The sequence below is a fragment of the Acinetobacter sp. Q186-3 genome, assembly GCF_013420655.1.
In the GTDB taxonomy this organism is placed as follows: Bacteria; Pseudomonadota; Gammaproteobacteria; order Pseudomonadales; family Moraxellaceae; genus Acinetobacter; species Acinetobacter indicus.
In genome coordinates this window covers 218,829-241,157 of the sequence record NZ_VOXS01000001.1, presented here as the reverse complement: position 1 = coordinate 241,157, position 22,329 = coordinate 218,829, and the positions used below count along the sequence as shown (strand labels likewise).

Genomic DNA, 22,329 nt, shown 5'->3' with positions numbered 1-22,329 from the left:
CTATCATGGCATCTGCACTGACCCGCTTATATGCTAATCATAGAAATAAAAAGAAAAGGATATACAACTATGCATGATGCATTGTCAAATCATGATTTTTCTACAAATCATGCCGTTCAAAAAACTAAAATTGCCATTATTGGTGCCGGTTTTGGTGGCTTGGCGATGGCCATTCGCCTACTGCAGCAACAGATCACCGATTTTATTATTCTGGAAAAAGCCAATGAGGTTGGTGGTACCTGGCGGGAAAACCAGTATCCGGGTGCGGCCTGTGATGTGCAATCGCATATGTATTCCCTGTCATTTGCGCCCAAAACCGACTGGTCAAAACGCTATGCCGAAGCGCCAGAGATTTTTGCCTATATTCAGGGCCTGACCGATCAGTTCCAGCTCAGAGATTATTGCCAGTTTCAGACTGAAGTCCTGTCTGCGCATTATCAGGAACAGGACTGCGAATGGCATTTACAGCTCAATCAGCAGCGCAAGCTAATTGCCCAATACGTGGTATTTGCCTCCGGACCCTTGCATGTGCCGCAAATTCCACATATTCCGGGGATCGAAAAATTTAAAGGCAAGGTCTTTCATTCATCGCAGTGGGATCATCAATACGACTTAAACGGTAAAAATGTCGCCTCAATTGGTACTGGCGGCAGTGCCATTCAATATATTCCGGAAATTGCCCCACAAACCAGACAGCTGTATGTGTTTCAGCGTACCGCCGCCTGGGTGATTCCACGCGATGAACGACTCTATAGCCAGCTTGAAAAAAAGCTGTTTAAAAAGTTTGACTGGTTTAGAAAACTGCACCGCGCCCGCCTGTACTGGTCCAATGAATCCCGCGTGGTGCCGATTGTAAAACCAGGGGTAATGAAATATACCCAGAAACTGGCCGAAGCCTTTTTAAAATATCAGGTCAAGGACAAACGCATCGCCGCCAAGCTGATTCCTGACTATATTATGGGTTGTAAACGTATTCTGGTCTCCAATAAATATTATCCGACCTTTAATCGCACCAATGTCGAACTGGTGACTGATGCCATTCAGGAGCTGACTGAACACAGCATCATCACCAAAGATGGCAAAGAACGCCCAATTGATTGTCTGATTTATGGCACCGGTTTTATTACCGATCCGCGCATTTATCTGAAATCGTTTGATTGTGTCGGTGAACATGGCGTGGAGCTGAAACAGGCCTGGAAAGATGGCGCCGAAAGTTATTACGGCATTTGCACCAAAGGCTTTCCCAACCTGTTCCAGCTGCTAGGCCCCAATACCGTGCTGGCGCATAATTCCGTAGTGTTTATGATTGAGGCACAGGTCGACTATATTTTGCAGATGATCAAGCTGGTCGAACGTACCCAGACCGATGCCATAGTCATTAAAGATCAGGTTCATGATGACTATAACCGTTATGTTCAGGAGATGCTGGCCGGGACCATCTGGCAATCCGGTTGTGTCAGCTGGTATCAGCAAGATGGCGGTAAAAACTTTGCCCTCTGGCCGACCTATACCTGGAAATACTGGTTAAAAACCCAGAAAGTGAATCCGGCTGATTATCGCTTACTGAATAAACGTGCAAAACAACAGCTGGCCAGCTAATTCAGGCATAATAAGCAGGAATTGATTTTAGGCGAGTATAGATGCAATCCTTTTGGCTTATTTTCCAGCTACTATTTTGTCTCTATCTCGGCTATGCCTTTGCAGCCCGGTTTCCCCGCTGGCTGCAACAGCTTATGCTGAAACTGTTACCTTATTTCAGCTATATTCTCCTCATCGCCATTTCACTTGAATTTGCCCAGACTTTAAACCAAATCCCTCAACCGGAACGTATTTTAACCAGCGCAATGCTGATTTCATTTAGCACCAGTCTCGGCGCTTTCGCCTGCTGTTATGGCCTGTTTAAATGGGCCGGTTTTCAGCCCAGCCAAGGACGCGTATCCTTCAGTCTGGTACTACAATCCTTACTCAATATCAGTTATGCCTTCATTGCTTTAGCCGCAGGTTATCTGCTTTATCTGGGCAGTGAATATTGGCAGCTCAATTTACATATTAGTACCTGGCATTTATTACTGGTCTTTATGCTAATGATTGGTTTTGATCTCGCACGTGCGCCACTTGACCACTCCTGGTTAAACTGGAACATCCTGCTGGTGCCAGTGGGCTGTATTGTTGGCTCGATTTTAGGGGCGCTGTTCTGCTTATTCTGGCTATCACACATTTCCCTAAAAGATCTGATCATGCTGTCGCAAGGCTATGGCTTTTATTCCATGAGCGGGATTGTAATTAGTGAACTGCGTACAGCTGAACTGGGCAGTATTGCCCTGATGAATGATTTATTCCGGGAAATCTTTGCGATTGTGCTGATGTATCTGATGGGTTGGCGCTATCCGCGTGCGGCCATTTCTTCTGCTGGCGCTACAGCAATGGATGTGACCTTACCAATGGTGAAACAGGCCTGTGGCAATGACTTTATTCCGCATGCCATGGTCAGTGGTTTTGTGTTGTCAGTATTGGCACCTATCGTGGTCAGTATTCTGGCAGTGATTTAATAATCCCTCCCAACCTCCCTTTACAAAATGAGGAGTCCCCCTTTGAAAAGGGGGATTTAGGGGATTACAACGTCGCTAGAATATCTTTAAGCATTTGACGAGGACGTTCCGCCTTGGTAATTGGGCGACCAATCACCAGATGCGTTGAACCATCCAGCATCGCCTGTTTAGGTGTGACGATACGCTTCTGGTCATCTGCAGCAGAACCTTCAGGGCGAATCCCCGGCGTTACCAGAGCAAATTCCTGACCCAAGCTTTCACGCAGCATCTTGGCTTCTTGCGCTGAACAAACTACGCCATCCAAACCGCTGTCTTTGGTTAAGGCGGCTAAACGCTTCACCTGTTCAAATGGCTCAATATCTAAACCGATATCACGTAAATCTTCACGGCCCATTGAGGTCAGAACAGTCACTGCAATCAGCTGGGTGTTGTAATTCCCTGCTTTTAAGCGCTCTACACAGGTTTCCATCATTTTCCGGCCGCCAGAGGCATGCACATTCACCATCCACACCCCTAAGTCTGCTGCCGCACATACAGCCTGAGCCGTGGTATTAGGAATATCGTGGAATTTCAAATCCAGAAAAACTTCAAAGCCTTTATCTTGCAGTGCTTTGACCACTGCTGGCCCTTCATGGGTAAACAGCTCTTTACCGACCTTAACCCGACATAAGGCTGGGTCTAGCTGCTCGGCAATTGTCATTGCGTCGTAATGACTTTTTGCATCTAAAGCAACGATAATACTCATGAGAAGACCCTTAAAACTGACAAAATTAAAGCATTATACGAATTTCAAATCTGGCAACCAAGTGAATTTTATTGAATATAAGCAAAGCAGTTAAATTAAACTGCTTATTTATAAAACCTTATAGAACAAACTAAGCATTTCAAAACATGGCTGCATAAAAAACGCTTAAGAGATCAGCTCTTAAGCGTTAAATATTTCAAGTTACAGACCCTGAATAAAGCCATTCAACTTTATTCAAGCGCCCACTATAAAGGTGTAGATGAACGATCATTCGGATGAATATCTACTACCGTTTTTTCATGGCGTGTATTTGCAGCTGCCTCAGCCGCTGCCAACTGTGCCGTATGAATTTGCTCTTTGCGCAGATGGTCAATATCTTTACGCAGTCGCTTGATTTCCCAGCTGGTCTGGAATACGCGGAAAATCTGCACACCCAGTAAAAGTCCAACAACAACACCCAATGCCAGGGTCAGTAATAACAATAACCCCAAACGCATGGCTGGAACTTGAGTGAACAAAAGGTCAACCGACAGCTCGGTCCCGTTTTGTAAAACCAGAGCCAATGAATAGCCAAACAGTACAATCAATAATGCGACTAAGACGTAACGCATAAACACACCTCAGGATATAAATTAATTATTTCTCTGCAGATGCGTTCACTGCATCGCGCAATGCTTTACCTGGTTTGAAATGAGGTACCGCTTTTGCCGCCACTTTAACTGACTTGCCCGTTTTCGGGTTACGACCTACACGTGGCTCACGATGATGTAATGCAAAGCTACCAAATCCACGAATTTCAATTCGGTTATCTGCAGACAGTGATTCAATCATTTGATCAATCATAATCTTAACAGCTTCTTCAACTAAAGGTTCCGCTAAATGTGGATTTTTTAGGGAAATTCGCTCTATTAAGTCAGACTTATTAAGTGCTTCAGTAGTCATCTGCGACCTCTTTAATTATCAAGCTACTTTAACTCAAAACCGATAATAACCTGTTTAAATACAAAACGGTAGCGCAATAAGTTAATACTACGCTACCGTTTACAGTATTTGTGTAAAAAGTAAGAGTTAAATTACATTAATCATACTTTTCCACGGCTACTTAGTGGTTCATCTGAGCTTTGATCAGATCACCAATAGTCTTAGGACCATTGTCTTGAGAAGCTGTTGCTTGACGTAAGTTAGCTACTGCTTCTTTCTCTTCAGCTTCGTCTTTCGCTTTGATAGACAAGTTGATAGAGCGAGACTTACGGTCAACGTTGATGATTTTCGCTTCAACTTCTTGACCAACTTCTAAGAACTTAGTTGCATCTTCAACGCGATCACGGTTGATTTCAGATGCTTTCAGAGTTGCTTCAACTTCGTCAGCTAACTTAACAGTCGCGCCTTTCGCGTCAACTGCAGTTACAGTACCTTTAACCAGCGCACCGCGTTCGTTAGCAGCTAAGAAATCGTTGAATGGATCGCTGTTCAATTGCTTGATACCAAGGCTGATACGGTTGCCTTCAGCGTCTACAGACAGGATAACCGCTTCAACAGTGTCACCTTTCTTGTAACGACGAATCGCTTCTTCGCCTTGTTCGTTCCAAGAGATGTCAGACAAGTGAACCAGACCATCGATACCGCCTGGTAAACCGATGAAGATACCGAAGTCAGTGATTGACTTGATTGTACCTGAAACTTTTTCACCTTTGTCGTGGTTCTTAGCAAACTCTTCCCATGGGTTAGCACGAGTTTGTTTGATACCAAGAGAAATACGACGACGCTCTTCATCAACTTCAAGAACCATAACGTCAACTTCGTCACCGATCTGAACAACTTTAGATGGGTGGATGTTTTTGTTTGTGTGGTCCATTTCTGAAACGTGTACTAAGCCTTCAACGCCTTCAGCGATTTCAGCGAAGCAACCGTAGTCAGTTAAGTTAGTTACGCGAGCTTTAACGATAGAACCTTTAGGATAACGGCTCATGATCGCTAACCATGGATCTTCGCCTAATTGTTTCAGGCCTAAAGATACGCGGTTACGTTCTTTGTCAAACTTAAGTACTTTAACAGTAACTTCTTGACCAACTTCAACAACTTCTGATGGGTGCTTGATACGTTTCCAAGCCATGTCAGTGATGTGAAGAAGACCATCGATACCACCAAGGTCAACGAACGCGCCGTAATCAGTAAGGTTCTTGATCGTACCTGTAACTGTTTGACCTTCTTCAAGCTGAGCAAGAAGCGCTTCACGGTCAGCTGAAGATTCAGCTTCCATAACAGCACGACGAGAAACAACAACGTTGTTACGTTTAGCGTCAAGCTTGATAACTTTGAATTCTAACTCTTTACCTTCAAGGTGAGTGGTGTCACGGATAGGACGAGTGTCTACCAAAGAACCTGGTAAGAACGCACGAACTGGACCGATGTCAACAGTGAAACCGCCTTTAACTTTACCAGAGATAACACCAGTAACGATTTCGCCGTCTTCAAAGATTTTTTCAAGTTTAGTCCAAGTTTCAGCACGTTTCGCTTTTTCACGTGATAAAACTGTTTGACCCATACCGTTGTCGAGAGCTTCAACAACAACATCAACAGTATCACCAACTTGAACTTCAAGTTCACGTTGTTCATTTAAGAATTCAGCACGGTCAACAATACCTTCAGATTTAAGGCCAGTGTCAACTGTTACCCAATCAGAGTCGATGCTTACTACAACGCCTTGGATGACAGCACCCTTTTCAACGTTGAGGTTTAATTCGCTTTCTTCAAAGAGGGCTGCAAAAGATTCGGTCATGATATTTCCGATAAAGTCAGCGGTCTTGGATCAGACAAGGCCGGTTTAGTTAAGCGTTTACATAGTCCGTATAAAACTGATCAAGCTATGCATTCGCTGAATAAATTTAGTTTGCTAATTGCTGATCGACATAACGTGTCATCAGTTGAAAGACTTCATCGATGTTCAAATCTGAACTGTCAATGATGTAAGCATCAACCGCTGGCTTGAGTGGAGCAACTTCGCGCTCCATATCCCGTTTGTCGCGAGCTTCGATATTAGCTAAAATGTCGTTTATTTTAGCATCCAGCCCCATACCCTGCAACTGTTTTACACGTCTTTGCGCGCGCGACTCTGCCGATGCGGTCAGATAAATTTTGGCTTGTGCTTCAGGAAAAATGGAGGTGGCCATGTCACGACCATCGGCTACCAGCCCCGGCGCCTGGGCAAAAGCACGCTGACGGGCCAACAATGCCGTTCTAAGTTCCGGAATTGCTGCTACTTTTGAAGCATATTCTCCGACACGTTCGGTACGGATGGTCTGGCTGACATCTTCGCCATCCAGCATGACCTGAGTGCCGGTTGCTGTGCTCTGAAATTTGATGTCTAAATTTGTTGCAATTTCGATGCATTTGCTTAGTTCGTTACTCAGACTTTCCAGCAAATCTGCCTTATGCAATGACAGCCCAAGCAGACGATACAGCGCGCCTGAATCCAGCAAGTGAAATTGATAATGTGCAGCCAGTTTGGCGGCAAGCGTACCTTTACCTGAGCCACTTGGCCCATCAATGGTAATAATTTGAACTGTCATTGCGTTTCCAGACATATTTACAGATTTTTATACAGATTTAGCCAGTTTACTTAAACCGATTTTAATTGCAGTTTTCAACTGGGCAAGAATGAGTTTACTGACAAAAGGCGCGCGTGCCTGCAGCTCAATCCGGTAGGTCACCAGGGTTTTATCTTCTGCCACAGGCTCAAATTCAATCACGCCCAAATGATGTTTCACCAACGGATTTTTAATAATTTTATATTCAATCCGCTGATTTGGCTCGAGCATCGTAATCTGCTCCTGCAAAGGCTTAACCGGGCCAAAACCCATCCGGCGCACCGAACCCACACCATCCGGGCGTTCAGGATCAGCGGAATCCTTGACACGCTTAACCTGCAAAGGTGCAAAAGCGGTGTTATAGGTGGCATGTTTCGACATTAATTCAAATACCTGTGCTACAGGCGCATTAAATTCTTTTTTAATTTGAATAGCGTTCATTTTATTGTTCCTAAAGGGATTCAATCACGTACACGGCTTAGTGTAGAGGAAAATGCTTTAAAGATTCTGATCATTTAAGGACTTTTGTTGTAATTTTTGCTGTCTTTTCTGCTCACGACGCAGCTTGAAAAAATCTCTCAACTGGGCTGCACACTGGGTTTGTAAACAGCCCGATTCAAACTCAAACAGATGGTTATAATAGCCACTGTCCAGCAATTGGCGTGCACTAACCAGAGAACCGGCTTTCGGCTCGGTGGTACCAAATACTACCCGTTTTACCCGGGCATGAATCAGCGCACCCACACACATGGTACACGGCTCTAGCGTGACATAGAGCGTGGTATCTTCCGGCAAACGGTAATTTGCAATGTGGCTACAGGCCTGACGAATCGCCAGAATTTCAGCATGCGCAGTAGGATCATTCAGGGAAATGGGCGCATTATAGCCTGACCCAATAATCTGGTTCCGACTGACTAAAATTGCCCCGACAGGAATTTCTCCCTGCGAGGCCGCTAATGCAGCCTGCTCAAAAGCATGCTGCATCCAGTATTCATCAGAATAAGCTTCTACATCAGACATAAATCAGCTGATAACACCATGACGTTTCAGTAGATCATTCCAGCTTTGAATTGAAGTCACTGGTGGATCATCAGCCAGAATACCTTTCAGACTGCGATCAGCTCCCTGCTTCCACTCTGGAGATAAATCCTTATCGACCAGACGGGCACGCACACCCTCAACAAAGTCAGGATGATTGATTTTCCAGGCCGAAATCTGGGTTTCCAGTTCAAACACTTCATTCCATGAATGCACCTGCTTGCCCCATTGCCATAATAACCAGCTTAGGGCTGCAGTTGTCAGTGAACCTTTTTGCAGGTTTTCACTGGCCTGACGCAGCCAGTCGCTACGCGCATCACTTAAACCGACAATTGCTTCATAGTCATGTTCAAAGTTGACACCACGACACACGCTATGAATTACATCCAATGAATTCTGTAATGGTCCTGGTCCAACCGGACGATGCATACTGTTCAAAGTGTCATCAATAGCACGGAAATCACCGGCCGGATAATGATCCCAGTCAATATTAATCATCCGGTCCAACACCACATCACGTGCGACATCGCAGATATGTGTGGCCCAGCCAATTCCGTAAGCGCCGGCGGCAGTCATAATCGAACCGGTTAAACCAGTGAACAGACCAATAGCACCCCGATCTGCCAGAAAGCGCGATGCACCTACATCTGGATAAAGACCGATATTAATTTCCGGCATTGCCAGACGTGAATGCGGGGTTACCAGACGGAACGGCGCTGCCATAAACAGACCCAAACCACCGCCCATCACATAACCTTCACCCCAGACCAGAACCGGTTTGGCATAGTTATGCAGCAACAAATCCAGCGCATATTCCTGTTCAAAGAATTTATTGGCTGCCTCAACTTCGTCATTAATCACCAGTTGACGCAGTTTGCGCACATCGCCACCGGCACAGAAGGCTTTTGGTGTAGTGGAATCGAGCCAAATGGCTTTCACCTGCTCATCCGTATGAAAGTCCTGAAAGACTTCCAGTAAAGCAGTCACGATAGATTCATCCAGTGCATGCAACGACTTTGGACGGTTCAAACGAACAATACGCCAGCCATTTTGTGCTTCTTCAACAATTAAATCGGGATGATACTGTTTCAATACGGGAGTTTGTGTCATGCGTCCAGCTGCCAGTCTATAGGCTCAATGCCATGTTGTTTCAGGTAATTATTTGTTTTTGAAAACACTTTACATCCAAAAAAACCACCACGGTTTGCCGCCAGCGGCGACGGATGTGCGGCTTTCAAGATTAAGTGTTTATTCGGATCAATGCGTTGTCCCTTACGCTGTGCATAGGCACCCCATAAAATGAACACAATATGCTCACGCTGTTCATTTAGGACATCAATCACATGATCTGTAAATTCTTCCCAGCCCCGCTTCTGATGCGATGTTGGCTGTGCAGCCTCAACAGTCAGGACACTGTTTAACAGCAGCACACCCTGTTCCGCCCAACGGGTTAAATCGCCATGCTTGGGAATATCTAGCCCCAAGTCGGTATGTAACTCATGGAAAATATTACGTAAAGATGGCGGTAATGCAACCCCTCTCTGCACAGAAAAGCTCAGGCCATGTGCCTGATTCGGACCATGATAAGGATCTTGGCCCAGAATAACGACTTTGACCTGCTCTAGCGGCGTGGTATTTAGTGCATTAAAAATTAAGCCACTTGGTGGATAAATCACTTTATTGGCTTGTTTTTCTTCGAGTAGGAATGCTTTTAAGGCATCCATTTTCTCACCCAGCAAAAAATCGCTCAGGGCATATTTCCAGCTCGCATCTAACTGAACCTTCTCCAGTTTCGCGTGTTGCTGTTCAGTTAAAGACATACCTGTATTAAATCCTTTATATCCATGTCAGGATGTGTGTATTAGAGTTTAACCTGTAAATCTACGCTTGGGTTTTGGAATTTAATACCCTGTTTCAATTTTTCATACATCTCGGGATCTGACCATTCCGCGCGCACCTGCGCTGAAAACTCGATCTGATCCAGGGCAAGCCGTCCCATTTGTTCGTTTTCAATATCTTCTAAAAAGCTTTGCGCATAACCGGTATCGGTTTCATGCACAATTACCGAATAGACTTCAACATCACCTTCACCATTCTGGGTGATGGTTGAGGCCAGCACCTGCTGCGCCAGAAAGAAGAAAATACGGGAAAACTGCTCGGCAGATGGCGATACTGGTAAAGAGACCCAGCGTGCACTGAAGTTTTGGCAGGCCTGAATATAATCCGGATTGTCCTGTTGCCAGAAACAGATCGCATGATCGAAAGAATCAAAAATTTCTTTAATCACACCTTTTAGCAAGCCAAAATCATAGACCATTTGACCATGATCTAATTTCGTTGCCTTAAGTAACAGCTCAACTTTATAGCTATGGCCGTGTATTGAACGTTTACAGCGGTCTGAAGTGCAGTTACGCACAATATGAGCATTTTCAAACTTAAATAACTTACGAATTAACATGTGTCCCGATCAGGCCAGATTATTTGTGAATCGACTATTAATTATAAAGCAAAATTAAAGGAATAAGCATTAAATTTGCTGTTTAACTTGATAGCTAAAACCTATCTTGCTTTATGCACAGTGAAAATTGCGCTGAAAGGCTGTGTTTTAAAATGGTGCCATGCTGCGATAGGCCACATAAACCGTTTTTTTATCGCGCACCAGATCACTACTAAACTGGCGTTTGCGTTCACTCAGCATCACTTCAATTTTTGCCTTAAAGTAATTGGACTGTACCCCCAGTAAAGCACCGACCTGAGCTTTCAGGGCGGCATCCACCTGTTTAAAGGCACCCAGCTCCCACAGTTCCTGCGTATTGGCAAAATGCTCCAGATTGGCCTGACGCTGTTCCAGCACCTGCTGAATCTGATTCACATCCAGCTTGTCATCAATACTGGCCAGCACCAAAGCCGGCGCTGTGTTAATGTTGATGCTGGTACTGCGGTTCGGCAAAGCACTAACATAAGGCAGCAACAGCTGATATCGACCTTCTTCAAAGCCGCGCACCTGCTTCAGCTCTTCGACACTATAAAACAGGGAATTTGAAGGCAAATAACCATTAGGTAGGCCCTGATAATAGCTACTCTCGGCACCCATCGGCCCGATGGGTAAATCATCGGCATCTTGCCAGTCAATTACCGCTTCACTGATTTGGGCAGGCAAGCCAACACGCACCAGCAGCCGCTCAAAATACAGTTTGGCATTTTCATTAACATTGCCATTGTCATTCAGCAAGGCATTTAAATTGAACTTCCCCGATTCATCACTCAACACACCCGCCACAAAACCATCTTCGACAGGAAAAGCTGGCATTGGCTGGGCCCAGTTTTCTTGCAGATGATCGACCTCGGCAGCATTTTCACCATCATCTTTGAGTAATTCGGCAAAGAAGGCTTCGGCACTTTTGGCATAGAGCAAGGACTGGTTCTGCCGCATTAAATAAGCGGTACTTTCTGCGGTATAGGCCTGACGTTTGGCAATGGTCGCCGCCAAAATGGTGGCCAATACCACCATCATTAAAATGGTGATTAGCGCAATACCCTGTTGCTGCTTCATGTTCTGTCCCATTGCCCCATTCACTGCCTATCTTTAGTGCCTGTTTTATGATGTGGTTTTATTGTCTGATTTCAGGAAGTCAGTATTTAACAGGCTAAAAATCCATTCATATTGTACATCTTGTACGGTTAAATTTATTTTAATGCCTTTTGGCAGTTTGCGTTTTTGTTGATTATCATTTAAGTCAATACTGCTGTCTGGCCAGTTACTCAGTTCCTGCGGATTCAGCACACTAACCTGAAACTGGCTAACATTGTCCAATAATACGCTGGAAACCGGCTGATCCTGCCCGGATTGATGCAAATTGGCATATTTCAGACGATACAGTTTTTGTTCGTCGGCCCGGTACTGATATTCAATCCGTTCAGTGGGGGCAATGCCCTGCTGCAAAGGATCGGTCACACCGGTCTTGCTAAAATTAAAACGGCCGTTTTGTAATACCAAAGCTGGCTGAATATCATTATTGATGTTGGCCGTCAGCGGTACAATCTGAATGCTGTCACGCAAGATTTGCTGATAGGCACCCTGCAATCCTTCTAACTGCTGTTCATGCCACTGGTTACGGTCTTTGACCTTGACCAGATAATCAAATACTTTCCAGCCTAAGGCAGACAGCACCGCAAAGATGGCAATGGCCACCAGCAGCTCGACCAGAGTAAATCCGCGTTTAGCCTTAATCATTGCGCCACCCGGTGATTAAAAAACACCAAATGGGTGATGCCGGCTTCAACCTGACCGGTATCGGGGTTAAATAAGCTGACCTGCACTTCTACCCGCTGCACATTCGGGCTAATGGTCGGCTGTGCGCTTTTATCAATTTGCCAGCTTTCACCTTGCAGGGTGACCTGTTTTGATTGCGTACCCGTCAGCCAGTCCTGCTGGATTTCCATTAGAGCCTGTTCATTTAAGGCCACAAACTGCGCTTTGGTTCTTAAAATGGCATGAGAGGTCGACTGGGTATATTGCATGGCCACTTGAGTCAGCGCCATAGCAGCTGTAGCAAAAATCGCCAGTGCCACCATTACTTCCAGCAAGGTAAAACCGGCAATACGCTTGAATCGGGTCTGATGCGGATGTGCTCGTAATCGGTACGCGGATGTTGAACAGTTGGAGAAAAGCCGGCCTAGTTTTTGCAGATCAGGCGACAAGAACGCTGAAAATAATCTATTCTTCATTCACGATCTTACCCAGATGATCAATTTCGATTTCAGCCCCAACCGGACGCTGCTCGAAATAAAACTGAATCCGCACTGGTTTAACTTCGCCATTACCGAGCCAGATCAGTTTCGGGGCATCGCCTTGCAGCAAGGCGGCATTCTGCGCATTCTCAAATCCGTGTTGTAAAGGCTGGATCTGAAAGCTCACTCCATCGGGCAAACTTTGCATCTCAAATTCGGCATATTTTTGCCAGCGGGTCGCGGTTTGACTGAGCATGACGCTTGAACTGTCGGTAGCGGTGGTTGCTGGCAAATATTCCAGAACTTCATAACGAAATGGTGACACATCGGTGGCATTTTGAACATTTAGAGCCAGCACACGCGACTGATCGTCTGCTTCGCGTTGCAGCTTCTTCACATCCATCAAAAACACTTCACGTGCCTGTATGGCACTGCGCTGGTCCACCCCGCCGATATTCATCAGCACCAGTGAAGCAGCAATGGCCATGACCACAATCACCACCATCAATTCAATGAGTGTAAAACCACGAACAGATGAGAAGTGATGCGATCTAGTCATGAGATTTAGACGATCTGTTCGAGATGTTGAACTTGTTTCGGCAAGGCCAGTGCCTGATCGATATAGGCCACGCGCAAGGTGTCACGTGAACCCAGATAACGCTGGTAAAAACTGGAATTTAGAATGGCCGCCGCACCGTGCGTCAATGACCAGATCGAGGCCAGATAATCACGCACTGACATTTTGCTCTGAATTGATTCCAGATAATGCTCGGTCATGCGAATAATCAGACGCAGGCGCTGTTTACGCACCTGATACAGTTCGTTAAACAGATGGTTGATGCCCATACCGGTAGTCGACAGGCGCTCTTCAATCTGATGGAACAGTACCGTACGCTCTGGATGATGCAAGTGATGCAGCATAAAGAAGGCCAAATGTTCAGGAAACTTTTTCTCAGCATCCTTGATCATTTCAAGCAGCATGTTCTCATTACGAATAATCAGCAACATGTACAGCTCGTCTTTACTCTGGAAATGTTTATAAAGCGTGCCTTTGGCCAGGTCCAATTCTGCGGCCAAGGCATCAAGCGTCATCCCTGCTTCACCATTTTCTAATAGCAATTGCTCTGCCACTTGAAAAATTAAGGTTTCTCTTGCTCGAAATTGAGCCTGACGATCCATCTTCACCCTATAAACTCTCTCTTATGCACTTATCGGTCAGTTTTAAAAATTTCTAGATTTTTACTTTTGGTTCAAGAGGTTTTCAAAATTCTGCATGGTTATGAAAGCCATCTCTTCCAGTGACTTATCATATACATCACTCAGGGCTTTGGCTACATATGGGACATATTTTGGTTCATTTGATTTACCACGATATGGCATTGGTGCCAGATACGGTGAATCGGTTTCAATCAGAACGCGATCTAGTGGCACCTGCTTGGCCACATCCCGTAAATCCTGGGCATTTTTAAAAGACACAATACCCGAGAAAGAGACATAGTAACCGCAGTCCAGTACCGCTTTGGCGGTTTCCCAATCTTCGGTAAAACAGTGCAAAATCCCATGGGTTGATTTTTCCGCGCGGATAATATCAACCGTATCCTGCTTGGCTGAACGGGTATGCACCACCACCGGTTTTTTTACAATTTGCGAGGCATGGATATGTCTGGCAAAACAGTCTTTCTGCTCGGCAATAAAATCGGTACTGTGATAATAATCCAGCCCGGTTTCCCCCAGCGCCCAGACTTTTTCCGGTTGTGCCAGCTCGACCAGATAGTCAGTGGTGGCACGCGCCATGGTGGCCGCATCTTCACAAGGATGCACACCCACGGTATAACCGACATCTGCATGACGTGCGGCAATTTTTGCCAGTTCGATATGGTCGTCCAGATCGACCGAAATACTCATAAATTTAGATACGCCGGCTTCTCGCGCCTGCGCCAATGCCAGATCCAGATTTCCATCATACGGAGTTAAATCGAGCATGGTTAAATGACAATGCGTATCTACAAACACAGGCGTTTCCTACAACAGCTTAGAATAGACTACATAGTGTAACTGTTTCGATTTGAAGACTTAAGTCCTGCCAGTAGTCTTTCTGCTTCTGCTTTGTAATACAGACCCTTTTCACCACTAAGCTGAATACCAAAGCCCTGTAATTTCACCCCATTCTGTTTTTGTGAAATCCAGATTACTTTACCGGTCAGTGGAATTTTTTGTGATTGTTCCGGCAAAGTGGCCAGTACAAAGATTTCTTCGCCCATCTGCACCGGTTGCTTGGAAGGAATAAACAGTCCGCCATCGACCACATAGGGCATATAACTTAAATAGAGCGTTTCTAGATCTGGAATATTGGCCTGGATAATTCCGCCCATACGTGGCTGCATACTGTTTCCCCTTAAAGATTCATCAATTTTATACACAGCTGATCAAGAATCAGATTGCTTTGAACATTCTGCTCTGTCATCTGTTTTGATTGTTGTATATCACTATAAATATCAAATAATGCTTCCAGCGAATACTGTTCGGCCAGCGCACTCAGTGTCAGGTCGATGTTTTTCACCGGTTGATTTAGCTTGACACAAATCAAATCTGACAACAAGTATTCAAACATCTGACCAAATTCACTAAAACTCAGCTCTTTATTCCACTTGGTCGCAATTGCCATCGGCATATTTTTTTGACTGACCAATTTTTGCCAGTCTTGCACAAAGTCAGCGCGCTTAAAGAACCAGTCCTGCTCGGCCACCTGAATGGCTTGCAGCGGCATCTGATTGGACAGGTTCATCAGCAGCTGTTTTTGCTGCTCGCTGCTTTCCGGCAAGTGCTGGCTTAAAAAATCATGGGCCAGTTCCGGAGCAATCCGGTCAAGGGCAAAATGCTGTAAACGACTGCGAATAGTCGCGGGCAGCTTTAGGTAATGATCGGCCAGCAGGATAATCACCACCCGCTCGCCCGGCTCTTCCAGTGTTTTTAGCAAGGCATTGGCAGAAGCAATATTCAAGGCTTCTGCCGGCTCAATCACAATGACCCGCCAGCCATCTACGGTTTGTTGCACAAATGGTAATAAATCACGGATCTTCTCGATCTTAATTTTCGCGTTTTGTTTTTTATTCTCTTCATCGATCGTGACATAAACATAATTCGGATGCGTATCTGATTTTAACCATTGACAACTGCCGCACTCGCCACAGGGCAGATTGCGCTCATGACGATGCTGGCACAAAATCCAGGCCAGAAACTGCTGCGCAAAAGCTTCTTTGCCACAGCCTTTTTTACCATAAAACAGCAGTCCATGGCCCAACTGGGGAAATCTGCCCGTTAGTGTATCCCAAACTGTTTGCTGCCAGGGATAAATCTGCGCAGTCACTTCATTCTGCATGGCCAGCTCTACGATTCAAAATGTGCAAGATCAAGCGCATTCAAACGATCCAGATCTTCCTGGGTATCGACACCCGGCGGTAAATTGGCTTCAGCCACGGCAATCGCAATCCGATGTCCATTTTCCAGCACCCGCAGCTGCTCCAGACTTTCCAGACGCTCCAGCAGACCCATCTCCCAAGTCACATATTCCTGTAACAGTTTTACCCGATAGGCATACAGGCCCAAATGACGATAAGCCTGATCATGCAATTGCGGCACGGCATTTTTCGCCCCGTCACGATCATAAGGAATGGTCGCACGGCTAAAATACAAAGCCTGATTTTGCTTGGACATCACCACTTTGACAATGCTGTCACGCTGGAACTCATCCAGCGCATGAATCGGTTCACACAGTGTCGACATCGAACAGCCGGGCTGATCAACCAAGAGCTGCGCCACCTGTTTCACCAGCTGCGCAGGCAATAAAGGTTCATCACCTTGTACATTGACAATAATGTCATCACTGGCCCAGCCTTTAATCCGCGCCACTTCACTTAAACGGTCAGTCCCGGAAGGATGATCCGCTGAAGTCAAAACCACATCCACCCCTTCAGCGCGGCAGACATCGGCAATACGCACATCATCTGTCGCCACACATAAGTCATCAAAACCTTCAACTTTTTTGGCCTGATCCACCACCCGTAAAATCATGGGACGGCCATGAATTTCAAGTAAGGGCTTACCCGGTAAGCGTGAACTGGCAAAACGTGCAGGAATAACGATGTGTTTCATAACTGTCCTTCATTCAGGGTCAAACCCAGCTGCGCTAACTGTTGATGCAAAACCTGATAACAAGCAGGTGACAATACCGCTTCAACCGGCACCACCCAGATTTCCCGGTTAAAATCAGGATACTGTTTCAGCAAGGGCAAAATCTTCACCGCATCTTTTTCGGTGGTAATAATCGGTTGATGATCTTCAAACTGCAAGTCATCAATTTCATAATCATGATGATCTGGAAATTCGTGGCACTGGAATTGCTGGATGCCCATCGACTCTAAAGTGCGGTAAAAGCGCTGCGGAAAACCAATCCCGACCACAGCATAAAAAGCCTCTTGCGGATTAAACACCTTGCCCTCTATGGCATTAAGTAAATAAGGCTCAGCCACTTCCAGATGCATATTCAGCGCTGAACTTGGCTGTGCCGCATGTTCAATCACGGTTGCCGTATTCAGGCGGCTTTTCGGCTCTCGCAAATAACCTTCAGGCAGAATTTTTTCATTGCCCAGACCGCGGTTATTGTCCAGCACAATCCATTCCAATTGGCGATTGAGCGCCAGATGTTGCAAACCATCATCACTGATAATCAGGTCCAGTTCATGTCTGGAGAGCAGTAATTCAATACTCTGCTGACGATTGGCACCGACCGCCATTGGCGCACCGGTAGATTGTACAATCAGACAGGGTTCATCGCCGACCATATCCGGCGTCGACTCAAAATCAACATAGGCCGGGAATGGGCCTTTGCCGCCATAACCGCGGCTAATTACCCCAACACGCACATTCAGGCTATGCAGATAATTAACCAGATGAATCAGCAGCGGTGTTTTACCGCTACCGCCCACGGTAATATTACCAATTACCATCACCGGCACAGGTGCGGTATAGGCCGCTTTCATCCCCGAAGCATACAGCTTCTGATTCAGCACACTGCCACCACGATATAACAGCGCCAACGGCCGTAGCACAACCAACCATTTGGCTTGCTTGTTCCAAGCGTCCTGAATGAATTGTGCAAATGACATGGCTGATTATTCCTCGAAATTGCGCTGATGCAACTGATAATAAGCACCCTGCTGGTTTAACAGTTCCTGATGGGTACCCTGCTCAATAATACGCCCTTGATCCATCACCACAATACGGTCGGCATTTTCGATGGTAGATAAACGGTGTGCAATAACAATGGTCGTACGATTCTGCATCGCTGCATCAAAGGCACGTTGAATAAAGTATTCAGATTCATTGTCTAATGCACTGGTCGCTTCATCCAGAATCAGGATCGGTGCATTTTTCAAAATAGCACGGGCAATCGCGATACGCTGACGCTGACCACCGGACAGGTTTAAACCCTGCGCACCGAGTGGTGTGTCATAGCCTTGTGGTAAGGCCATAATAAAATCATGCGCATACGCCGCTTTAGCCGCCGCGATAATCTCTTCATCCGAGGCACCTTCCAGCTGACCATACGCAATATTTTCACGCACGGTACGATTAAATAGCACCACCTGCTGATTGACCATGGCAATTTGGGTACGCAGGCTATTCAGTTCAATCTGATGAATATCCAGCCCATCCAGTTTGATCCCGCCTGAAGATAATTCCTGAAAACGCACCAGCAAATTGACCAGTGAGCTTTTGCCCGCCCCTGAACGTCCGACCAGTGCCACGGTTTCACCGGCTTTAACATTCAGGCTAAAGTCATGAATGGCATGATGGCCATCGGCATAGACCAGATTGGCCTGATCAAATTCAATATTGCCTTTTAAGGCTGGAGTTAAGGTACCAGTATTTTTTTCTTCCGGCATATCCAGCAGTTCAAATACAGAATGCGCCGCCGCCATACCGCGTTGCAGTTTTTCGTTGATATCGGTTAGCGCTTTAATTGGTTTGCTCAGCATCCCGGCAGCAGTAATATAAGCCACAAATTCACCAGCTGAGGTATCGCGTAAAATTTCCGGGCGCAGTGCAATCCAGATCACAATGGAAAGTGCAATCGACATGATCAGCTGTACCACCGGACTGTTGAGCTGCTGCACAGCTACCATTTTCAGGCCGCGGCGCAAGTTTTCCAGTGAGTTCTGTTTAAAGCGTTCCTGCTCGTATTGATGACCGGCAAAACCTTTCACCACCAGATTGCCGTTTACAGTTTCCTGCACCACGTGGTTCACATCACCCATGGTATCCTGCACCTGAATTGACAGCTTACGCATACGCTTGGCGGCTTTCCGGATTAACAGGCCAATCAGCGGGGCAAAAATCAGGATACAGATGGTCAAACGCCAGTTGCTATAAAACAGGTAACCAAGCAAGGCGATGGTAATTAAACCCTGTTGCAGCAAGGTACGTAAAGATTCGGTGGAGGCTGCTGTCAGCTGCTCCACGTTATACATGATTTTGGCAGTAATGTGGCCACTGGTATTGTCCAGATAATACTGCGACGGTAAGCGCAGCAATTTGGCAAATACTTCCTGGCGCACATTAAACACCAGATTACGTGAAATGACCGCGGTATAGTAGCCACCCAGAAACAGGCCGACACCGCGAAAAAACATCAACAGCACCACCAGAAAAGGAAACAGGTGGGTGAAGGTGTAGTCTTTTTCCTGAATTGCCGTAATAATTTTTTCCAGCAACTTGGCCACTGATACCTCAGTCGCCGCATTGATGGCAAAACCCACCACAACCAGAATTGCGATTCCCCAGAAAGGTTTTAAATAACCGAGTAGACGCAGGTAGACTTTATAATCCGGATTCACTAATAGCCTCGAGTTGGTACTTTCGTACTGATGTTAATGTTGACGAAACCCAGTTGTCCCGCAACATCCATGACACGAATCACATCCTGATGAGAAGCTTTCGCGTCTGCCGCAATGATAAACATTAAATCACGTCGATCATTGGAAATTTGTTTAATTGCTGTATTTAAATCAGCAACTTCCTTGCTGGAAAGCGCCTGCCCGTTGACCGAATAATGCCCGGAGGCATCGACCACCACCTCGACTTTCTGGTCATAGGCTTTCGGTGGCACCCCTTGCGCTTCCGGCAAGGTCAGGTTCATCCGGCTAAACTGGTTAAAACTGGTAGACAGCAACAGGAACACCAGAATAAATAGCAAACAGTCAATCATTGGCGTCAGGTTAATATGAATATCTTCCACTTGCGAGCGTTTGAATTTCATAGGTCACCTTAGCCTGCTTTTTTAATGTCTTCATCAACAATCTGGGTTTGATGAAACAGCGCAGCATGAAACAATGTCGCCTGCTGTTCCAGCTCGGCCACATATTCCTGTACCAGACGCTGGAAATAACGGTAAGCAAATAAGGCCGGCACCGCAATCAGCATACCCGCTGCGGTGGTAATCAGCGCCTTGGAAATCCCCGGAATCATTAAAGTCGGGTTGCTTGAACTGATATCAATCATCAGGAAAGATTCAATAATCCCCAGAACGGTCCCCAATAAGCCGAGCAGCGGTGCTACAGCACTTAAAGTCCCGAGGAAATTAATATTTTTTTCCAGATAGCCAATTTCCTGAGAGGCTGTCGCTTCCATCTGCGCACGCGCAAACTGTTCAGACTGGTGTTTATTTTGCGCACCAGCCATAAAGATTCGGCCCAAAGTACTGTGCTGTAAATTTTCCGATTGCTGCAACTGCTGTAACACGCCTTGCACCGGCTGTCCGGTTTGTAATTGCAAGGCTTTCGGCACCACACCGGCACGCTTAAGACGTAAAAAACGCTCAATACTGATGGCCAGCGTAAACACAGAGCACAACAGTAACGGCAGCATCAGCCAGCCGCCTGCTTTTACCAATTCCCACATTCGATTTTCCCCAATAAATCTACAATAAAAATTAATCAGCCAAGCAGATATTTAAAATACCATCTAGTTCTTCTAAGGAGTGATAGCTGATCACCAGCTTCCCCTTACCCTGCTTGTTATGATCAATTTTGACATTGGCACTGAAACGCTCTGACAGACGTTGTGTCAGTTGCTGAATATCCGGTGCCGGTTCTGCTTTTGGTTTTTCTGTTTTTGGTGCGCTCCAGTCACGCACCAGCTGTTCGGTCTGACGGACCGACAAACTCTTTTCAATCACCAGTTCAGCCACTTTCAGCTGATCTTTGGCTTTTAAGGTCAAAATGGCGCGCGCATGGCCCATATCCAGCAGCCCTTGCTGCATCAGGTCTTTAACTTCTTCAGTTAAAGTCAACAAACGCAACAGGTTACTGACCGTAGTTCGTGCCTTACCGACGGTGTCGGCAATTTCCTGATGGCTCAGACCAAACTCATCATGGAAGCGCTGCAAGGCCATGGCCTGATCAATCGGATTCAGATCCTGACGCTGAATATTTTCAATTAAAGCCAGTGCAATCGCCACCTGATCGGTCAGGTCACGGACAATTGCCGGAACTTCGGTGAGTCCCGCCAGCTGTGCGGCACGCCAGCGACGTTCACCAGCAATAATTTCATACGGATGCTGTTCGTCATCAATCGGACGAATCACAATCGGTTGCATGACCCCGTGTTTTTCAATCGAGGCGGCAAGCTCCTGTAAGTCCTGTTCATGGATAAAACGGCGTGGCTGATATTCACCCCGTTTTAATAAATGCACATCAATCTGTTTTAGCTGACCATGATCCAAAGACTGGGCTTCAAGTTGTAATTTTTCTTTCTGGATCGACCCAAGTAAGGCATCCAAACCACGACCTTTGGCGAGTCCGCGTTTTTTTGTGGTCATGCTTTACTTCCTTTTTTCACTTTGCTTTTCTTTAACATTTCAGCTGCCAGATTCAGGTAAGCAACTGCACCCTTTGAACTTTTCTCAAAATAAATTACAGGCAAACCATGCGCCGGTGCTTCGGCCAGACGCACATTACGTGGAATCACGGTGTCATACAGCTTTTTGCCAAAATACTGTTGCAGCTCTTCAGACACATCACGGGTTAATGCATTACGCGCATCGTACATGGTTCGCAGCACACCAATAATTTCCAGCTCTGGATTTAAAGCCTGCTGAATCCGGTCGATGGTCTGGGTTAAATCGGCCAGACCTTCCAGCGCATAGTATTCACATTGCATTGGAATCATCACGCCCTGTACCGCAGCCAGCGCATTCACGGTAATTAAGCTTAAGCTTGGCGCACAATCGACAATAATGTAGTCAAAACTTTTTTCAATTTCGCCCAGTGCATCACGCAGAATAAACTCGCGCCCTTCCTGCTCGGCAATAGCCAGTTCCACACCGGACAAATCACGGTTTGCACCTAAAACCTTATAACCCACTTCCGATTTGGTAATGGCCGTTTCAATTGGCACTTCGCCCAGCAACACATCGGTAATGGAATATAGAAGGTCGTTTTTTTGGATACCAGAACCCATCGTGGCATTTCCCTGTGAATCCATATCCACAAGTAAAACGCGCTTTTTCAAAACAGCTAACGATGCTGCCAAATTTACTGCGGTTGTAGTTTTACCGACACCACCTTTCTGGTTCGCAATCGCAATAATTTGTGCCATGGTAACCCCAATCCTTAGAATG

Annotated in this window: 27 protein-coding genes; 2 read left to right on the top strand and 25 right to left on the bottom strand. The window is 46.0% G+C overall.

The features are described 5' to 3' along the window. The first annotated feature begins 69 nt into the window (after window positions 1-69). Both FTT64_RS01175 and FTT64_RS01170 read left to right on the top strand, forming a co-directional pair. Window positions 70-1,599, top strand: a complete 1,530-nt coding sequence (locus FTT64_RS01175; protein WP_160241354.1) for an NAD(P)/FAD-dependent oxidoreductase — start codon at window positions 70-72, stop codon at window positions 1,597-1,599. Between the two features lie 41 nt (window positions 1,600-1,640). Further along, entirely contained in the window at window positions 1,641-2,549 is a 909-nt protein-coding gene (locus FTT64_RS01170; RefSeq protein WP_127799410.1) for a lysine exporter LysO family protein, read from the top strand. Between the two features lie 64 nt (window positions 2,550-2,613). Here the strand turns inward: FTT64_RS01170 and pyrF are convergent, their stop codons facing one another. The 25 genes from pyrF to FTT64_RS01045 form a co-directional block, all read right to left on the bottom strand. Further along, a complete protein-coding gene (gene pyrF, locus FTT64_RS01165) occupies window positions 2,614-3,294 on the bottom strand; it encodes an orotidine-5'-phosphate decarboxylase (protein WP_127799408.1) in 681 nt (226 codons plus the stop codon). A 245-nt stretch (window positions 3,295-3,539) separates the two neighbouring features. Beyond that, window positions 3,540-3,905, bottom strand: coding sequence for a lipopolysaccharide assembly protein LapA domain-containing protein (locus tag FTT64_RS01160; protein ID WP_005177535.1), 366 nt, complete (start codon window positions 3,903-3,905; stop codon window positions 3,540-3,542). 25 nt (window positions 3,906-3,930) lie between these two features. After that, the gene (locus FTT64_RS01155) at window positions 3,931-4,236 is read right to left on the bottom strand and encodes an integration host factor subunit beta (protein WP_005177533.1); all 306 of its coding nucleotides are present in this window, start codon (window positions 4,234-4,236) and stop codon (window positions 3,931-3,933) included. Between the two features lie 160 nt (window positions 4,237-4,396). After that, window positions 4,397-6,073, bottom strand: a complete 1,677-nt coding sequence (rpsA, locus tag FTT64_RS01150; RefSeq protein WP_005177527.1) for a 30S ribosomal protein S1 — start codon at window positions 6,071-6,073, stop codon at window positions 4,397-4,399. A gap of 106 nt (window positions 6,074-6,179) precedes the next feature. Then, a complete protein-coding gene (gene cmk, locus FTT64_RS01145) occupies window positions 6,180-6,863 on the bottom strand; it encodes a (d)CMP kinase (RefSeq protein WP_016658215.1) in 684 nt (227 codons plus the stop codon). Between the two features lie 27 nt (window positions 6,864-6,890). Then, a complete protein-coding gene (locus FTT64_RS01140) occupies window positions 6,891-7,322 on the bottom strand; it encodes an SRPBCC family protein (protein WP_168384129.1) in 432 nt (143 codons plus the stop codon). Between the two features lie 57 nt (window positions 7,323-7,379). Further along, window positions 7,380-7,901, bottom strand: coding sequence for a tRNA adenosine(34) deaminase TadA (gene tadA, locus FTT64_RS01135; RefSeq protein ID WP_104488986.1), 522 nt, complete (start codon window positions 7,899-7,901; stop codon window positions 7,380-7,382). A 3-nt stretch (window positions 7,902-7,904) separates the two neighbouring features. Continuing rightward, the gene (locus FTT64_RS01130) at window positions 7,905-9,029 is read right to left on the bottom strand and encodes an enoyl-CoA hydratase/isomerase family protein (protein ID WP_005177517.1); all 1,125 of its coding nucleotides are present in this window, start codon (window positions 9,027-9,029) and stop codon (window positions 7,905-7,907) included. Next, the gene (gene ung / locus FTT64_RS01125; protein WP_005177514.1) at window positions 9,026-9,739 is read right to left on the bottom strand and encodes a uracil-DNA glycosylase; all 714 of its coding nucleotides are present in this window, start codon (window positions 9,737-9,739) and stop codon (window positions 9,026-9,028) included. The genes FTT64_RS01130 and ung overlap by 4 nt, the downstream gene beginning before the upstream one ends. Window positions 9,740-9,780: 41 nt before the next feature. Further along, window positions 9,781-10,377, bottom strand: coding sequence for a 6-carboxytetrahydropterin synthase (locus FTT64_RS01120; RefSeq protein ID WP_005177512.1), 597 nt, complete (start codon window positions 10,375-10,377; stop codon window positions 9,781-9,783). 147 nt (window positions 10,378-10,524) lie between these two features. Further along, window positions 10,525-11,472, bottom strand: coding sequence for a type II secretion system minor pseudopilin GspK (gspK, locus tag FTT64_RS01115; RefSeq protein WP_180181972.1), 948 nt, complete (start codon window positions 11,470-11,472; stop codon window positions 10,525-10,527). 45 nt (window positions 11,473-11,517) lie between these two features. Continuing rightward, a complete protein-coding gene (gene gspJ / locus FTT64_RS01110) occupies window positions 11,518-12,153 on the bottom strand; it encodes a type II secretion system minor pseudopilin GspJ (RefSeq protein WP_152342358.1) in 636 nt (211 codons plus the stop codon). Beyond that, on the bottom strand, window positions 12,150-12,521 hold the full coding sequence (gspI, locus tag FTT64_RS01105; RefSeq protein ID WP_228288776.1) for a type II secretion system minor pseudopilin GspI: 372 nt from the start codon (window positions 12,519-12,521) through the stop codon (window positions 12,150-12,152). The genes gspJ and gspI overlap by 4 nt, the downstream gene beginning before the upstream one ends. A 115-nt stretch (window positions 12,522-12,636) precedes the next feature. Next, the gene (locus FTT64_RS01100) at window positions 12,637-13,209 is read right to left on the bottom strand and encodes a prepilin-type N-terminal cleavage/methylation domain-containing protein (protein WP_180181971.1); all 573 of its coding nucleotides are present in this window, start codon (window positions 13,207-13,209) and stop codon (window positions 12,637-12,639) included. Between the two features lie 5 nt (window positions 13,210-13,214). Beyond that, window positions 13,215-13,829 carry a TetR/AcrR family transcriptional regulator gene (locus FTT64_RS01095; protein WP_016658223.1) on the bottom strand — a complete coding sequence of 205 codons (615 nt, stop codon included), beginning with the start codon at window positions 13,827-13,829 and terminating at the stop codon, window positions 13,215-13,217. Between the two features lie 60 nt (window positions 13,830-13,889). Continuing rightward, window positions 13,890-14,663 (bottom strand): TatD family hydrolase, encoded by a 774-nt coding sequence (locus FTT64_RS01090; protein WP_168381360.1) that lies wholly within the window; start codon window positions 14,661-14,663, stop codon window positions 13,890-13,892. Window positions 14,664-14,692: 29 nt separating this feature from the next. Then, complete coding sequence (locus FTT64_RS01085; protein WP_005177501.1) at window positions 14,693-15,034, bottom strand: PilZ domain-containing protein; 342 nt, start codon at window positions 15,032-15,034, stop codon at window positions 14,693-14,695. An 11-nt stretch (window positions 15,035-15,045) separates the two neighbouring features. After that, a complete protein-coding gene (locus tag FTT64_RS01080; protein ID WP_005177500.1) occupies window positions 15,046-16,029 on the bottom strand; it encodes a DNA polymerase III, delta' subunit in 984 nt (327 codons plus the stop codon). Window positions 16,030-16,037: 8 nt separating this feature from the next. After that, window positions 16,038-16,802, bottom strand: a complete 765-nt coding sequence (gene kdsB, locus FTT64_RS01075; RefSeq protein ID WP_163142007.1) for a 3-deoxy-manno-octulosonate cytidylyltransferase — start codon at window positions 16,800-16,802, stop codon at window positions 16,038-16,040. After that, window positions 16,799-17,815 (bottom strand): tetraacyldisaccharide 4'-kinase, encoded by a 1,017-nt coding sequence (gene lpxK, locus FTT64_RS01070; protein WP_016658225.1) that lies wholly within the window; start codon window positions 17,813-17,815, stop codon window positions 16,799-16,801. The genes kdsB and lpxK overlap by 4 nt, the downstream gene beginning before the upstream one ends. A 6-nt stretch (window positions 17,816-17,821) precedes the next feature. After that, on the bottom strand, window positions 17,822-19,546 hold the full coding sequence (msbA, locus tag FTT64_RS01065) for a lipid A export permease/ATP-binding protein MsbA (RefSeq protein ID WP_104488988.1): 1,725 nt from the start codon (window positions 19,544-19,546) through the stop codon (window positions 17,822-17,824). After that, a complete protein-coding gene (locus FTT64_RS01060; RefSeq protein ID WP_005177483.1) occupies window positions 19,546-19,968 on the bottom strand; it encodes a biopolymer transporter ExbD in 423 nt (140 codons plus the stop codon). The genes msbA and FTT64_RS01060 overlap by 1 nt, the downstream gene beginning before the upstream one ends. Before the next feature lie 8 nt (window positions 19,969-19,976). Beyond that, a complete protein-coding gene (locus tag FTT64_RS01055) occupies window positions 19,977-20,609 on the bottom strand; it encodes a MotA/TolQ/ExbB proton channel family protein (protein WP_005177480.1) in 633 nt (210 codons plus the stop codon). 31 nt (window positions 20,610-20,640) lie between these two features. Further along, complete coding sequence (locus FTT64_RS01050; RefSeq protein WP_180046262.1) at window positions 20,641-21,528, bottom strand: ParB/RepB/Spo0J family partition protein; 888 nt, start codon at window positions 21,526-21,528, stop codon at window positions 20,641-20,643. Further along, entirely contained in the window at window positions 21,525-22,307 is a 783-nt protein-coding gene (locus FTT64_RS01045) for a ParA family protein (protein WP_005177476.1), read from the bottom strand. The genes FTT64_RS01050 and FTT64_RS01045 overlap by 4 nt, the downstream gene beginning before the upstream one ends. Between the last annotated feature and the right edge of the window lie 22 nt (window positions 22,308-22,329).